At 51.7% G+C, this 15,242-nt stretch carries 16 protein-coding genes; 15 read left to right on the forward strand and 1 reads right to left on the reverse strand.

Annotated features, from left to right (window positions below):
• The first annotated feature begins 49 nt into the window (after positions 1 to 49).
• The 9 genes from AC2TF6_RS03690 (at position 50) to AC2TF6_RS03730 (ending at position 9,965) form a co-directional block, all read left to right on the forward strand.
• Positions 50 to 886: a carbohydrate ABC transporter permease gene (locus AC2TF6_RS03690; protein ID WP_491311586.1), complete on the forward strand. Its 837-nt coding sequence runs from the start codon at positions 50 to 52 to the stop codon at positions 884 to 886.
• Positions 887 to 913: 27 nt separating this feature from the next.
• Positions 914 to 2,074, forward strand: coding sequence for an efflux RND transporter periplasmic adaptor subunit (locus AC2TF6_RS03695; RefSeq protein ID WP_491309953.1), 1,161 nt, complete (start codon positions 914 to 916; stop codon positions 2,072 to 2,074).
• A gap of 67 nt (positions 2,075 to 2,141) precedes the next feature.
• The gene (locus AC2TF6_RS03700) at positions 2,142 to 3,494 is read left to right on the forward strand and encodes an ABC transporter substrate-binding protein (RefSeq protein ID WP_491309954.1); all 1,353 of its coding nucleotides are present in this window, start codon (positions 2,142 to 2,144) and stop codon (positions 3,492 to 3,494) included.
• A gap of 43 nt (positions 3,495 to 3,537) precedes the next feature.
• Complete coding sequence (locus AC2TF6_RS03705) at positions 3,538 to 4,200, forward strand: stalk domain-containing protein (protein WP_491309955.1); 663 nt, start codon at positions 3,538 to 3,540, stop codon at positions 4,198 to 4,200.
• A gap of 60 nt (positions 4,201 to 4,260) precedes the next feature.
• Positions 4,261 to 5,454, forward strand: coding sequence for a nucleotide disphospho-sugar-binding domain-containing protein (locus AC2TF6_RS03710; RefSeq protein ID WP_491309956.1), 1,194 nt, complete (start codon positions 4,261 to 4,263; stop codon positions 5,452 to 5,454).
• A 295-nt stretch (positions 5,455 to 5,749) separates the two neighbouring features.
• A complete protein-coding gene (locus AC2TF6_RS03715; protein WP_491309957.1) occupies positions 5,750 to 7,069 on the forward strand; it encodes an S-layer homology domain-containing protein in 1,320 nt (439 codons plus the stop codon).
• 348 nt (positions 7,070 to 7,417) lie between these two features.
• Complete coding sequence (locus AC2TF6_RS03720; RefSeq protein WP_491309958.1) at positions 7,418 to 8,065, forward strand: YfjL-like protein; 648 nt, start codon at positions 7,418 to 7,420, stop codon at positions 8,063 to 8,065.
• A 349-nt stretch (positions 8,066 to 8,414) separates the two neighbouring features.
• Positions 8,415 to 8,915: a hypothetical protein gene (locus tag AC2TF6_RS03725; protein WP_491309959.1), complete on the forward strand. Its 501-nt coding sequence runs from the start codon at positions 8,415 to 8,417 to the stop codon at positions 8,913 to 8,915.
• A gap of 189 nt (positions 8,916 to 9,104) precedes the next feature.
• Positions 9,105 to 9,965, forward strand: coding sequence for a hypothetical protein (locus AC2TF6_RS03730; protein WP_491309960.1), 861 nt, complete (start codon positions 9,105 to 9,107; stop codon positions 9,963 to 9,965).
• Positions 9,966 to 10,209: 244 nt separating this feature from the next.
• Here AC2TF6_RS03730 and AC2TF6_RS03735 read toward each other — a convergent pair whose 3' ends face one another.
• Positions 10,210 to 10,614 (reverse strand): hypothetical protein, encoded by a 405-nt coding sequence (locus AC2TF6_RS03735; protein ID WP_491309961.1) that lies wholly within the window; start codon positions 10,612 to 10,614, stop codon positions 10,210 to 10,212.
• Positions 10,615 to 10,825: 211 nt separating this feature from the next.
• Between AC2TF6_RS03735 and AC2TF6_RS03740 the strand changes: the two genes are divergently transcribed.
• The 6 genes from AC2TF6_RS03740 (at position 10,826) to AC2TF6_RS03765 (ending at position 15,241) form a co-directional block, all read left to right on the forward strand.
• Positions 10,826 to 11,599 (forward strand): hypothetical protein, encoded by a 774-nt coding sequence (locus AC2TF6_RS03740; protein WP_491309962.1) that lies wholly within the window; start codon positions 10,826 to 10,828, stop codon positions 11,597 to 11,599.
• A 4-nt stretch (positions 11,600 to 11,603) separates the two neighbouring features.
• On the forward strand, positions 11,604 to 11,969 hold the full coding sequence (locus AC2TF6_RS03745; protein WP_103996389.1) for a GntR family transcriptional regulator: 366 nt from the start codon (positions 11,604 to 11,606) through the stop codon (positions 11,967 to 11,969).
• 27 nt (positions 11,970 to 11,996) lie between these two features.
• Complete coding sequence (locus AC2TF6_RS03750; RefSeq protein ID WP_491309963.1) at positions 11,997 to 12,716, forward strand: ABC transporter ATP-binding protein; 720 nt, start codon at positions 11,997 to 11,999, stop codon at positions 12,714 to 12,716.
• A 70-nt stretch (positions 12,717 to 12,786) separates the two neighbouring features.
• On the forward strand, positions 12,787 to 13,461 hold the full coding sequence (locus AC2TF6_RS03755) for a GntR family transcriptional regulator (RefSeq protein ID WP_491311587.1): 675 nt from the start codon (positions 12,787 to 12,789) through the stop codon (positions 13,459 to 13,461).
• Positions 13,462 to 13,467: 6 nt separating this feature from the next.
• Positions 13,468 to 14,445 carry a DMT family transporter gene (locus AC2TF6_RS03760; protein WP_491309964.1) on the forward strand — a complete coding sequence of 326 codons (978 nt, stop codon included), beginning with the start codon at positions 13,468 to 13,470 and terminating at the stop codon, positions 14,443 to 14,445.
• A 319-nt stretch (positions 14,446 to 14,764) separates the two neighbouring features.
• On the forward strand, positions 14,765 to 15,241 hold the full coding sequence (locus AC2TF6_RS03765; protein WP_491309965.1) for a GNAT family N-acetyltransferase: 477 nt from the start codon (positions 14,765 to 14,767) through the stop codon (positions 15,239 to 15,241).
• Position 15,242 lies beyond the last annotated feature (1 nt).

A 15,242-nucleotide genomic window follows, 5' to 3' on the forward strand; every position in this document is an offset into this window, starting at 1 on the left:
GAGAAGATTGCAAGGGTTAAAGCTGCTGAAAAAAGGGGCGGTAACGGCCATGCTGGCGGTTATCGCGGGAATCATACTAGTACCAATTGTGATAACTTTCACAAACTCTCTCATGACCGAACGGGAAATCGGGATCAACTACGGGCTCATCGGCAAAATGAACGATACGGCGGGCTCGGAAGCGAACGCGTTCGTCAATCTGAAGCTGCTGCCCGATCTGGTCACGCTGGAACAGTACGGCGAAGTGCTGATTCACAGTCCGAGATTTCTGATGATGTTCTGGAACTCGGTTTTCATGGTAGTCCCCATTATTGCCGGTCAGACGGTCGTAGCCGCACTGGCGGCTTACGCGTTCTCCAAGCTCCGTTTTCGGGGCAGGGAGACCTTGTTTCTCGTTTATGTTCTGACGATGCTCATGCCGTTCCAGGTGACGCTGGTGCCCAATTACATCATGGCGGATAAATTGGGGCTGCTCCACAGTCCCGGCGCTATCATACTGCCCGGAATTTTTGCGGCTTTCGGCGTGTTCATGCTCCGGCAGTACATGCTGCACATCCCGTACGCTTATATCGAAGCGGCCAAGATGGACGGAGCCGGACATTGGCGGATTTTCTCCACGATCCTTATTCCGATGGTCAAACCGGGTGTATCCGCTCTGGCGGTCCTGTTGTTCGTCGATTATTGGAACATGGTGGAGCAGCCGCTTATTTTTCTGGACGATCCGTTCAAGCAGCCGCTCTCCGTTTACTTATCGAGGGTGAATCAGGGGGAGCAGGGGATCGCTTTCGCCGCATCCATGCTATATATGACGCCGATGGTGCTGCTGTTTCTGTACGCGGAGACGAATTTTATCGAAGGCATTCAATTGTCCGGCATCAAAGGGTAGCTTCTGCAAGGGGAGGAAAGCTCGGGAATGGAGCAGGAAGCGAGTAAAGATCTTAAGCGCAAAAGAAACATCCGGATCATTTCCGGTTTGTTCATCGGGGGACTTATCCTCTTCACCGTATTCAGCAATACGCTGCAGGCGCTGACTTTACCCAAAGTGAGAACAGAGAATGCGGCGTATGGAAGTCTTGTACATACACTCGAAGGAACCGGGGTTCTGCGGCCGCTTGCGGAAGAGAAACTGAGCAACCCCGCCGGCTGGAAGGTCAAAGCGGTCCTCGTTAAAGAGGGAGACCGTGTGAAGAAAGGGCAGAAGCTGGTGACCTATGACAGCAAGTCCGCCGAACGGGAGCTGCAGGACGCAGCCACGCTGCTGGAAAAGCTGAAGATCGAGCTGCAAAACGCGCAGGATCAGTTCATTGCGGCGTCCACGGAGGGCGATGAAATGAAGGTCCGGAGCGTTACCCGGGAGCTGGAGACGCGCAAGCTCGATATCAGCATGCAGGAGCGCAAAGTTACCGGTTTGCGGGAAGAACTGGCAGATCAGAAGGATCTGGCCGCTCCATTCGAGGGCGTGATCACGAAAGTGAATGCCAGCGCGGGAACTAAACCGGGAGGAGAGCCTGAGATCATTATCGCGGACAGCGCCAAGGGGTACCGGTTCGAATTTGCCGCCGATGCCGCTCTGCTGACCAGCCTTGGAATTACCGCCGGGACGAAGATCGAGGTAGGACTCGGCACGCCGGATCAGCAGCACAGGCTCGTGGAGGGCACCGTTGAAGAGACGGCGGGTGCCGAACCGCTTACGGCCGGTTCTTCCGGTTCGGAGGCGGGGGAGAGCGGGGTCCGCGCGGTTGCGCGGAAGTCGCTGCGCATTAAGGTGGAAGGCCCGGAGCTGAAAGGCGGCGAGCGTGCCGCTGTCAAGCTCACGAAGCGTTCCGTGCAGCAAGGGTTTGTGGTTTCAATCGACGCGGTCCATCAGGAGCGCGACGGCAAGTTCATTTATAAGATCGAAGAACAGAAGGGCGCGCTGGGCAACGTTTTCGTGGTCCGGAGAGTCCCCGTCCGTTCCAGCGAAACCAATGATTCGGAGACGGTGATTCAATCCGATAGCCTGAACGAAAAAGATCTCATTATTCTCAAAAGCAGCGAGCCTTTACAGGACAACAACCGGGTTCGTCTGCAGTAGCAAGGAATAGCTGCAAAAAACGATCATGATAACGATAGACCATAATCGGTTGAGGAGTGGATTTCAGATGATGAGAAAACAGGCATGGGTCGTGTTAATTTGTGCGGCGCTTGCAACCAGTGCTTGCGGAGCCGGGGGAAGCGGGAAAGCCGGAGGGACTTCGAATAAAGAGAAATCGAAAAGCAAAGAAGGGAAAACCGTCGTGACCTTGTCCTTAAAAAATCCCGATCCGTTCTTCCAGGTGATCGAGAAGAAATTTGAGGAGAAATACCCGGACATCGATGTACAGATTCAGTCCTATAAGCAGCCGGGCGAGCAATGGGGAGGCGGGGATTTCGAGAAGTACGTGAAGACGACGAACACGGCCTTACTGTCGGGTAAGGGCCCGGATATTGTGGAATTAAGCGATCTGCCCGTCGATAAATATGTGCACGGCAAACTTCTCGTAAACCTGAACGAAATGTTCGACCAGGACAAATCCTTGAAAAAGGAAGAAATGAACCTGAACATTCTGGACGGATTGAAGAAAAAGGACGGCGGGTTATACACGATCCCCACCTCTTTCTACTTGAGAACCTACATAGGAGACGGCGATTCGATTAAGAAGGCGAATGTCAAAATCGACGATGCCAACTGGACGTGGAATCAGTTTGAAGAAACGGCGAGAAAGGTGATGGAGAAGGACGGGGGAGGCGGCAAAGCGAAGCGGCCCGTTTTCGCGGACGACCCGGGAGTAATTCTGCAGGAGATCATCATGGATCGTTACGGGGAACTTGTCGATCCGGCCACTATGAAAGCGAAGTTCGATTCGAATTCCTTCACGGATTTGTTGAAGTCCATCAAGAAAATGTACGACGAGAAAGTCATGACAAGTGAAATTGCGGAAGGAGAAACCGCCTTATTTTATTCGTCCGCTTTTCTCACGCTTCAAGATTTGGTCGCAAAGCCGTACGTGTATTTCTCCGATCCGAAGCTGCTCCAGAAGCCGCATGCCGAGGGCAAAAAAGGGGGGATCCGGATCATTCCGGCCGACGAGTTTGGGGTACAGGCCAAATCCCCGGTTAAAGCGGAAGCGTGGACGTTCCTTTCCTTCCTGTACTCTAAAGACGTGCAATCTCTGCAGGATCTGAAAGGATTCTCCCTGCTTAAAGAAGTGAACGATAAAAAGCTCGATGAGATTCAGAAGCAGGTGAAAGCCGGAACGTTTGAGCTTCCGACAGGAAAAACGGCGAACGTATCCGATGAACAATTTAGCCTGTATAAAGAGCTTATTCAAAAAGCCGACAGCTACTCCGCCTTCGATATGAAAGTGCTGTCCATTATCAACGAGGAGTCCCCGGCCTATTTCAGCGGCCAGAAGCCGGCGGAAGAAGTGGCCAAACTGATTCAGAACCGAGTGACAACTTATTTAAACGAGTAGATGAGGATTCATCTTTAAATCTGGTAAAGAAAGGCCGGTTTTTTTGAAAAAAATCATTGCAGCTGCAGTGCTCGGCTTATTGATGATTATGAGCATACTGGCTTACTCGTTAAGCTTTAGCCTGGACTTTCTCAGTTCCCAGAAATTCATCATAAACGGGAAGCAAGCCGAGTACTCGGTCATCGAATATAACGGGCACGTGTATGTTCCCCTGCGCTTTGTAGCCGAAAATATGGCTTCCGACGTCGGGTACCACGAGAACACGGGGATAACCAGCATAGACCAGCACAGTATGAGGTTCGACGATGCCGTGGCTGCTCCGAAGCCTGAGGTCGTCTATGAGAAAAGGCTCCAGAACGGGTCCACGTGGATGCAGGATATTCCCCTGCTGCTGGGAAATTCGTGCTGGGCAGGGTGCTTCCGGGATTCCCGGTCCGACTTAACCATGCTTAAGCAGGCGGAATATCCTGCAATCGAAGTAAAGCCCGAATCGTACATCGGAATCCGTTACGCGAAAGGGATGGAGCCGATTCAGTTGGAATGCTCCGTTATTACAAGCGCGGGCGGAAAGGAGATATATACGGCACTAGAGATTGATCAAGGCAGAATACGTCTGCCGAGAGAGCCCGGAGTTTATTCGATTTTGCTGCGCTCCAACTGGGAGCAAGGCGATACGACTTATTTGTTTGCCGTAAAGATCGTTTAAGGAGCATTGTCCGACGGTCGGAAAGTTTGGCAAGTTTGGTAAGAATCATGGGTGAAACGCATGAAAATCACATTGTTAACTTATGGTGACCCGGGAGCGGTCAAGCCTTTTGCCGCACTCGCATCCGCACTTCAAGCCGGCGGGTATGAAGCGGGGGTAGCGGTACCGGCCGGTTCGGATCCTTATCCGGCACATTCCGGCACAGACCGCGCCCTGATGCCTAGACGCGTCTGGAGACTTCTCGGGTTGAAGGAGTGCGGGTTAGATAAGGAGGGCGCCGGGAATGGGTATGGGAATCTACCGGAGGTTTGCGCAGAATCGGATATGATCATTTCCGATCTGCGCATGCTTGATAGTGCGCTGACCGTTTCGGATGAGCTTAACAGCAAACTTATGGCGGCCGCCCTGATTCCTCCATGCCCCGCATCCCGCAGGGCCGCGCTCGTTTCGGACGTTTTTAAGAAGCTGCCCTTCTTCAATAGGGCAGTCGGGAAACGGGAGGCTGGGTATGCATGGCCGCTAACCTGCAAAGCGGTCATGGGCAAGCTGATTTCCCGGGACATTCCTGTCCTGCACGCATACAGCGCATGCTTCCTGGAGAGACCCGGCGAATGGGAAGGGACCGCCGGACGGATTGTAACGGGCGAGTGGATAACGGCGGCGGGCACCGGTGATTTCATCTGTTCAAGCAAGTCCTGCGAGGATACGGAGCAATGGCTGGATGAAGGAGAGGCTCCTCTTTATTTCGGCTTTAGCGGATTACCCTTGCAGGCACAGGCGCATTGTATCGGAACCGCTTTGGACGCCGTGGGGGAGTTTTCCTACAGAGCCGTCATCGAGGCCGACTGGGAGTCATTGGGCAGGCTTGGATGTGAGCTGCCCGGCTATGCGCTGCCCGTTGAAGAGGCTGACTATGACCGGCTCTTTCCCCGCTGCCGGAGCGCCGTACACCGGGGTTCTGCCGCTGCCGCGCATGCAAGCTTGAGAGCGGGAATTCCCGCTCTCGTTTGTCCGGCTTCTGCGGAGGAGCAGGTGTGGGGAAGGTTGACCGTCACAACGGGAGCTGGAAGCTGCCTGCCGCTCAACAAGGTGACGCAAAAGAAACTGACGCAGGCGCTAAAGGTTCTTGAACACCAGCGAGTGAAAAACAAAGCAGCCGAGCTCGCCATAGGCTTGAGGCAGGAGAACGGCATAGAGACGGCCATTTCGTTCATTGACCGCTATTTAAGCTGGACGCAGTACAGGAAGTTTTGAGAGCGCATCGGGATTTGCGAAGTCAAGAATTTGAGCAGTCAGAAAAGACAAGAATTCATAGGGTTCATGGGACCGCGCAGGTCCTGTGAATTCTTTTTTTATTGGACTGGAAAAAGAAGCGGATGGAAGAAACGTTCGACCGTGACCGGATAAAATTCGACATGGGTCATAACGAATTTCTTCCAATCAGAATTTTTATAGGTCTAAAGAATCATAATATAGGCACAAAATGAAGGGAAATTGTGGAAGGGGGTCGAATAGTTAGGAGACTAGACTCAGAGAGGAGCATCATCGAATGAAAACAAGTACAGGGTTACGCAAAAAAATGGCAGTCACGCTGCTCGCATGCACCGTGATGGCGCCCGCTCAAATATCCTGGGCCGCTTCTGCATCCGCGGCAAGCGATATCTCGGGTCACTGGGCCGAGCAGCAGACAAAGCAGTGGGTAGACAAAGGATACATACAGGGCTACGCAGACGGCACGTTGAAGCCGGACAAGGCGGTAACCCGCGCGGAGTTCGTTTCGCTGGTTAACCGCTCGTTCAAGCTGGAGGCTCAGGGCACGGCTTCCTTCAAAGACATCGCGGCATCCGATTGGATGTACGGAGAAGTCGCCAAAGCGGTCCAGGCCAAATATATCGAAGGCTACCCGGACGGCAGCTTCCGTCCCAACGCTTCGATTTCCCGGCAGGAAGCGGCCGTGATTGTCGCCCGGCTGCTGAATAAGACAGCGGCTCAGAGCGAAACAGCCGCGGCTTTCCGCGATCAGTCCGCCATCGCGTCGTGGGGAAGCTCGGCCATTGCGGCCGTAGTCAGCTCCGGCGTGATGAGCGGCTATGCGGACCGTTCCTTCAAACCCGATGCGCCGATCACCCGCGCCGAAACGATCGTCACGCTGCAGCGGGCAGCCGGTGAAACGACAGCTCCGACGGAGACGACGGGCCCAGGCCCGGAGGAGGCGGCTCAGCTAGCGGAGAGCACCATTGCCATCACCGGCCCGGATTCCGTGAAACTGACGGACGAGTCGGCCCAAAGCATCTCTTTTGAAGCGGCCGTTAAAAACAAAAACGGCGAGGCCGTCAAAGACGCCAAGGTCGTCTGGAGCCTGGAATTCGCAAACGATCACCAGAGATGGCAGGAAGAGGCGGACACTTCATACGGCATTACAATCGACCCGGCTACGGGCAAGCTTAATGTCGGCTGGTATTCCTGGATTGAGGATTTCAAGGTTGTCGCCAAACTGGCATCCGACCAGTCCGTCGCAGCTTCCAAAACCGTTCAAGCCAGTCAGGGAAACATTAAAAACGTTCTAGCTTCCAACGGTAAGGTTCAATTCGTTTTCTTCGAAGAGCCGAAGGTGCAGGACGACGGCTACGGCGGGAAGTTCAGAGCGGACATTGATTCGATCTCCATCGCTCAGGAGGATTTGCAGGATCCGTCCCAATACAAAGAACTTGAAATTACCAAAACCGACTATGACCCGGCGACCAAAACAGCCACCTTCCATTTCAACCCGATTGCCGCAGCAGCCGAGAAACAGGACGTATATCTCTCTATCGGCTATATCGAAAGCACGTATATTTCAGGTGCGCACTTTGTGATACCGGCAAAATAGAGGGGCTGCTCTTCCAGAAATTGAGCAAGTGGCACATTTAGAAAAAGAGCTGTACCGAAATTCATCGCAGATGTGAACTGCCTCCGTGACGTGAGACAAATCAAAACACCTTCAAGAAGAATGCTCCCATGTCTAAGATGTGTGGACAACTTGGAGGTGTTTTGCATTGGCAACTAGATATTCGATCGAAACAAAAATGAAGCCATTGAATTGAGATTGGCGGGCGTGCGATGAGAAGCAATCATATCAAGGTATGAATGTATTTGAAAAAATAATATATAAGGTTGGCTTTCATATCTTTCGGATAAATATTCTCCTTGGTCAAAATCAGTGATAGAGGTTAAATTCATGGGAAAATATTCTATAATATTATTGTTTATAGTTATCGGATTGATGGGTTTCGGATATTTCAAAGTAACAGGGACACCTTGGGGCAAGACTGCATTTGCGTATCAAGTTGAAGACTATATTCAGAGAAAGTACCCTAGCGTTAATATAACTAAACAGACGGTATCTTACAGTTTTAAAGGGATGGCCTACCATTCCACAGTTATATTGAATGAAGGGATTACCATTGAAGTGAGAGAATACGATGAAAAAATTATAGACAACTATTACGTCGCCAAATGGGAGGCGAAGGTAACTAAAGAAATTGATTTGTTTATTAAAGGTAATGTAAATTCGAATGCCAGTGCGAAATTGATCATTGATGCTGCTAATTCAGATATGGAGCCTTATAATAATCTGTCTTCATTTAAGGAAGTTAATAAGTATATTCAAGGGAAAAGTAAGTTTTTTGTGTATTTAAGCGAGGATTTATTAAACGAAGAGGCTTTAAAAGAAGGTTTAGCGGTTATCAGATGGATTGAGGAAAATGGTTACACTTCAAATCTTGTCTTTTTTGTAAACAAAGAGCCCGTCATTATTATAGAGAGTAATCAAATTAAAAGCATCAGTAGTCCAGAAGTTTTAAAAAAATTTAAGATGAGAATGTAAAATTCAGCCACGATGGGAATTATCCTCTCGTTGTGGCTGAAGTCTCACTTTGGTAACTAATTTAATCTCCCCAATATGTAACCCCCCCTCCCTTTTCTCGCCTATAGGTATGCAGGACGCAGCACAGAAACGCAATCTTCTGATGAGCAATTTGTAGACCCTGGAAGTTTTTTTTAGGAAATAAAATATAATTAAATAGTATTTAAAGTTTAAAGGGGTGAATATTCCTCAAAACCTACAGCTTCTTGACCAAACTGCTAATACCCTAAGAAAATGAGGTGCTTTTGTTGGAAGCCATAGAATATGCTTCTATTAATGAAATAGAAAAGTAATTAGCTCTTTTGGAAGATTGGACGTTGAAAATCTTGATAATCCTAACAAATTAGTTGTCGGAATTCTCGATAAATACAGCAGTGCTCTAGATGAAGAAGAAGCGTTAAGGTTAATTAGTTACGAAGGACATAATATCAAATATGAAAAGAACTTTATTGAATTTGTACTCAGGTGCATCAGAGAATACCCAGACTTTTATGTTTTTGTTAGCAAGCTTAAGAGTATTAATAATAGGGAATTAAAGAAAAAGTTTGATCCGGAACAGGTAAACTTGGTATTAAATATGAAGAAGAGTATTGCGGAAGATTCCTTAATAAAAGTTAGAGACATTTCTATCGTAAAATTGATACTAAGCTTATCAACTAGAGAGGTTTGTTTTTCGAATTTCTTTTTTGGAAGTTTTGTGGTTATCGGAAATTTTGATTTGAGTTTCCCTGTCTATTGCAGTAATAAAGAAACATTCAATGATTGTACAAGGATGGCAAGTAAAAATGGTTTATTTATAAGGACAAATTGAGTACAGAACCACAGGCGACTAACCCTCGTTTGTAGTTATTTTTTTGAAGTATTCTGTTTCTCAGCTTCCCAAATATTTGAACCACCCCCTTCCTTTTCTCGCCTATAGGTATGTAGGACGCAGCACAGCAGCGCAAACTTGGAAGTCGTGCAATCATCCCGTCCTGCAGCAGAAAAGGAGGAAGAAACCATGAAAAAAGCCACACTTGCCGTATTAAGCGCCGCAATCGTATTGGGAGGTACTCTGGCAGCAGCAGGGCCGTATGCGTCCGCTCACCAAGCTAAGGCACAGCCCGCGGTAACAGCCGTAGCTAAAGACACAAACGAGGCATCCGCGTTCCAATTGACTCCTGCCTTGAAGAAATTCTGGGGCGGAGTGGAGTTTAATCTGGAATACCTCAACGCTTCCGAAGCCGGCACGGAGTTTATGATTTCCCGCAAATTACCTGCTAATCCGGCGGACCTGGACCCGGAAATCGACCGTCAAATCATGAACATGGACTACATGGTGATAGATAGCAGCGGCTGGATTTATGAGAGACAGAGCGGGAGCGGCGGGATGTTCGCATTCCCGGACGGTACTTTGGGCATGAGGTATGAGGAAGCGGTGGAAGCATTGAAAGGACAGCCGCAGGAGCTGACGATCAAGCCTTATATCGGCGGGTATTATGATGATACGTCGACGATGTTTGCGGACAAAGCGGATGTGAAAACGCCCCTGAAAGGAATTTATCCGCTCCAAGTGGATCAGGGGAAAATCGGCAGAATTTCCGTCACGGGCGTAGACTTCAGCGAGGATAAAACCGTTGTGAGAGTAGTGGCCTCAGGTGAAACGGCACCGATGCAAACGACAGGCATCTGGCTGGTGGAGAACGGCAAAAGACTGGACGAGACGGGCAAGAAGCTGATAAGCGTCGAGGACGGCGTCTACGAGTACGAGCTGGAATTCCCTGCGGTAAGCAAGAACGCTTCGCTGGAGCTGCTGACCAAACGGATGACGCCAGTCACTTTCCTGGACGATCTGGAAATGACCGTACAGTTTCCGCGCTAAGCGGCAGGGGAGTGGCGGCCCGATATGGTTGACCACGTCATGTGACGCCAAGCACCGCGTGCTGGGAGCTTCGTGTGGTCCGTTATTGAACCGTCGTCGGCATCTGAATTTCTTCGCTAACGAAGTGAATTCGTTCCGCCGGGAGAAGCTGCCCATCTGATTCAGGACGTGGATAGTTTACGCGGTTAAAACTCATACCTGGCGAAAACTCGCCCTAAAAGCAGCCCGTTGCGGCTGCTTTTTGTTATTCCTTTTGACCGGGGAATCGGGCTGCCAGAGCTATATCCGCAACAAAAAACAAAGCGGCCGCCACCAGACTGGCAGGGAAAAGAATCAATCCGAACACTCTGTGCATTGCTCCCGAAATTACAAGCCGCAGCTTACTGTAAGGCAGGATGCAAAAGCCGATAAAGTCGCTCAGCAGAGACGTAACGGTGCCGTATACATAAATAACGGGAGCGGAGTAGACAAGGTAGATAAAACCGACCGATATAACCTGGGAAAAAGCTCCTGGAGCGGCTCCCGCGGGCGGGTGATAAAAGAAAGGTTCGTGCCGTGTGTACCAGGCGGAAAAGAAAGCGAACACAAATGCAGAAACGGTTGCGCTCAGCAGTTTTCTTTTCACAAGTCTCGTCAGGTGAGATGTCACTTCCGGGGAGTCTCCTCTCTGCTTAAAAAAATCCATTCATCCTACGGTTTATCGTAGCGGATCGGGCGTCCCGGTGTAAGTTCTAGCTTGTATAGGTCCTCAAACAAGCAACAACTGCGAAAGGAAAAATACGGGTTGACACTTCTCTATGTACCAGTGTACTATTTAATTAATACAGTAATACAAAGAACTGACCGAGGAGGAATACACTTTGAACGCTTGGTGGAATTTATTCAAGAAAGAAATCGGCATCCGGACTGCCGTGACCGGCTCCCACAAAACCTGGGCGGCTTTTTCCGTCGGTATGATCGCTTTGATGACGTTTATGGCTTACCGCTACCAGTCGGGGGTTGTCACTCCCTTGTGGCTGGGCATCGTTTACCTGCATATTTTTCTTCCGTCCGTTTATCTGCTGATCAGTTTCGGTAAAGAACGGGAGCGGGCACCGCTCTGGTTCCAGCTGCCGCAGCCGGGCTGGAAGCTGATCGGGGCGAAATATGCGGCCGCGCTGACGGAGATGATCGGCGGCCTGCTCGTCTCGATTACGATGTTCCTGTGGATGTACGAGGTGGAGAAAACGACGCTGATCGAACGTTCGGGAGACGATCCCTTTTATTTATCGGGACACGTCAGTTATTTCACGGGTTTGCTTCACGGCTCGGGGCTTAAAGAAGCCTTTATCTTTTTCTTCATCGCATTTTTCATTGCCGCCTTGGCGGTCCTGGTGTACTTCACGGCTTTGGCACTAAGCAACCGGGTCGGCCGGCTGCGCTGGCTGGCGGCGATTATTCTGATCGGGGCGGTCATGCTCGTGGAATATACGTTTGAAATGAGCCCGGTGTATCACTTTTTGTTCAAGTGGGGCTACGCCTTTGATTGGGACGGCGACCCTTTTTATTCGGGGGAAATGATTTGGACACTGGCCAATCTGGCCGTCATCGTGTATATACCGGCCTGGCTTTTGGATCGCAAAGTGGAGGTGTAAGTTCATGCCTGAACAGTTTTCGGGCTCGCAGCCGATTTACCTGCAGCTGGTCCAGCGGGTATGCCGGCAAATCATCCGCAAGGAATTTCCGCCGGGAGGCAAGCTGCCCTCGGTCCGGGAACTTGCCGTACAGTTCGGGGTCAATCCCAATACGGTCCAGAGAGTGAATATGGAACTGGAGAGAATGGGCATAGTCGAAAGCCGGAGGGGACAGGGCATGTTTGTTACGGAAGACGAGTCGTTGTTAACGCGGCTCCGGGATGAGCTGAAAGAAGGAGAATTAAAAAGGTTCGCTGAGGAAATGCATGATTTGGGCTATTCCAACGAGCAGATTATAGAGAATGTGCAGAAATTTCTCAAGCTGAATTAAGGGTCTTTCAGAGGAGAGGAAATGAAAATGGCAGAAACCGGGAACGGTACGGAACCTATCGTCGTGTTCGATGGGGTAAGCAAGAGCTTTATCGGCAAAAGGGTGCTGAAGGACGTCAGCTTCCGCATACCGAGGGGGCAGATTATCGGCATCATCGGCACGAACGGAAGCGGAAAATCGACCGTGCTGAAGCTGATGGCAGGCCTGCTGCAGCCTTCCAAAGGAAGGGTGGAGCTTGAAGGACAGCGGGTATCGCGGATCAGTTCGCGGCGGGTCGCGTTCCTGCCGGAGCAGGACGTATTCTATCCGACGCATACCGTGGAGCGTACGCTGCGTTTTTACACCGCGATGTACCAAGACTTTGACATTGCGAAGGCGCTGGAACTGGCCGAATCTTTCGGGCTGGATTTGAAGGAAAAGGTTGCCCGTCTGTCCAAAGGCAACCGCGCGCGTCTGAAAATCGTGCTCGTGCTCGCCAGACAGGTGCCGCTGATCGTGATGGACGAACCGCTGTCCGGCTTGGACCCGCTGGTGAGGGAATCGATCATCCGGACCGTGATTTCTTTCGTGGACATGGAGGAACAGACGCTCGTCCTGTCTACCCACGAAGTCGACGAGATCGAGCCTCTGCTGGACCGCGTTATTTTGATCCGGGACGGTGAGGTCGTGCGGGACGAGGCGGTTGAACAGATTCAAAGCGAATACGGAATCGGACTTGTGAACTGGATGAAGCAGGCAGGCGGATAACGCCCGGCTGCTTTTTCTTCTCCTGAAAAGGAGGTTGACAAACCAATCTATAAACCAATATATTGGTTTTATGAAAACGAAACCAACCATTCAACGAATTAAACGCCAATCGTTCCGCGAAGAGATTTACGAGGCGCTGCGGCAAGCGATCGTTTCGCTGGAGCTTGAGCCGGGCGCCAAGCTCAGCGACCAGGAGCTGGCCGAACAATTCGGCGTAAGCCGCACGCCTGTCCGGGAGGCGCTCAAGCGCCTGGAGGACGAGGGGCTCGTCGAAGCGGTTCCCGGCTCCGCGACACGCGTCACACCGCTGAAGCCCGAGGAAGGCAGGCACGCCTTCACCGTAGTGGCGGCGCTCCATGCCTTGGCCGCCCGTCTGGCCGTGCCCTATCTGGGCCCGGAAGAGTATGAAGCGCTGGAACAGTTCAACAAGGCGCTGGAGGAGGCTCTCGGCCGGAACGATGTTCCGGCGGCGATCGAGGCGGACAATGCTTTCCACGCCGTGTTTCTGCAGGCGGCAGGCAATCCGGAAATCTTGTCCGCGCTGAAAGGCATCCTGCCTAAAGTGCAGCGGCTGGAGATTTCCCGATTCGCTTCCGTTCACGGGCTTCAATCCGTCGAGCAGCACCGCAGAATTGCGGATGCGTGCCGGAAGCGCGATGCGGCAGACGCCGCCCGTCTGGTCGAAGAGAACTGGCTCACCTTGGGGGAACGATTGGCCAAGAGCAATCAAGCAGAGAAAGGCTGAACCTTCATGAAACCGATACTGCTGGGCATTTTATCCGCCTTTTTCTTTGCCATTACGTTCGTGCTCAACCGTAAAATGGAGCTGGGAGGAGGGAGCTGGCTCTGGAGCGGCTCTCTGCGCTACCTGTTCATGGTCCCGTTCCTCCTCCTGATCGTTGCGGGCCGCCGCAACCTGCGGCCTCTCTTCCGGGCGATGCGGCTGCATCCGTGGCAATGGCTCCTGTGGAGCACGGTCGGCTTCGGGCTGTTCTACGCGCCCATGTGCTTCGCCGCGGCCTATTCCCCCGGCTGGCTGACCGCCGGGACGTGGCAGCTTACCATCATCTCGGGCTCCCTGCTCGCCCCGCTCTTCTGGGAGACGGTCGCGACTCCGGCCGGGCCCGCGAAAGTCCGCAGCCGGATACCGCTGCGCGGACTCGCGATGTCGCTCGTCATTCTCGCCGGCATCTTCCTGCTCCAGCTTGAGCAGGCCGGCTCGTTGACGGCGAAGGATCTGCTGCTCGGCGTCCTGCCGATCGTGGTCGCCTCCTTCGCTTACCCGCTCGGCAACCGCAAGATGATGGAGCTGTGCGGCGGCGGACTGGACGTGTTCCAGCGCGTGCTCGGCATGACGCTGGCCAGTCTGCCGTTCTGGCTGCTCCTGGCGGGCTGGGCTTACGCAAGCGCCGGGCTGCCGAGCACGGAGCAGACGTTTCAGTCGCTCATCGTCGCGCTGTCATCCGGCGTCATCGCCACGATACTCTTCTTCCGGGCCACGGATATGGTACGGGAAGACGTGTCCAAGCTGGCCGCCGTGGAAGCTACGCAGTCGGGCGAGGTGCTTTTTGCTCTGGCGGGCGAGGTGCTGCTGCTGTCCGCCGATCTTCCTTCGGCGTTGTCCTGGCTCGGCATCGGGATCATTGTGGCCGGAATGGTGCTTCACAGCCATGTATCCCACCGGCGGTCCGCACCGCGGTCCAATCCAGAACTTTCTATGGAAAAGTAACCGCGAATTTCCGGTTATCCCCAGAAACCGTACTCCCCAAGCAAAGAATTCTTTTGCCAAGGAGGCGGTTTTTTTCGGTTATACCACAGTTATCAACAAAGTTATCCCCATAATCTACACCTTTAAAAGCTTATCTGTGCATAGATTGCACTTTTATTATTAACATATCCACAACCTGGTTTATCCACAAGATTAATCTTTTTTAATGGACCGGGAAAAGGACTTCCAAACGGAAAAACCGAATGTATGTAAAGAGACTCAATCTCTTATAAGTAAAATCTTGCAGAGAACCCGGCGGAGAAGAAAAGGAGTGCGCGAGATGGAGGACCTTACTTTAAACCACGTGGATGCCAAGCATCCGGATCTATGGTTGCTGATAGAAAAACTGGACGAGGAGCTGCTCCATCGGTATCCGGCCGAAGACATTTTCGGTCTTGACCGGGACGATCCCCGTCTGGATCAATCTGTTTTTGTGGTCGCCTACGACGGAGACCGGCCGGTCGGCTGCGGGGGCATCCGTCCGTTTGATGCGGAGAGCACGGAACTGAAGCGTTTTTTTGTGGACCGGAATTATCGCAAAAGGGGAGTCGCGGGCCGCATGCTCGCGTTTCTGGAGGAACGGGCAAGGGAGCGGAGCTTTATATCGATTAAGCTGGAAACGGGTCCGGCACAGCCGGAATCCCTTTATTTCTATAAGAAGCACGGTTATGTGGAAATCGAAAAATACGGCGAATATATCGGCAGTGAAGCGAGTATCTGTTTTGAGAAACCTTTAGCGGCCAAGGGGAGGGAATAAC

The organism is Paenibacillus sp. JNUCC 35, from assembly GCF_058269095.1.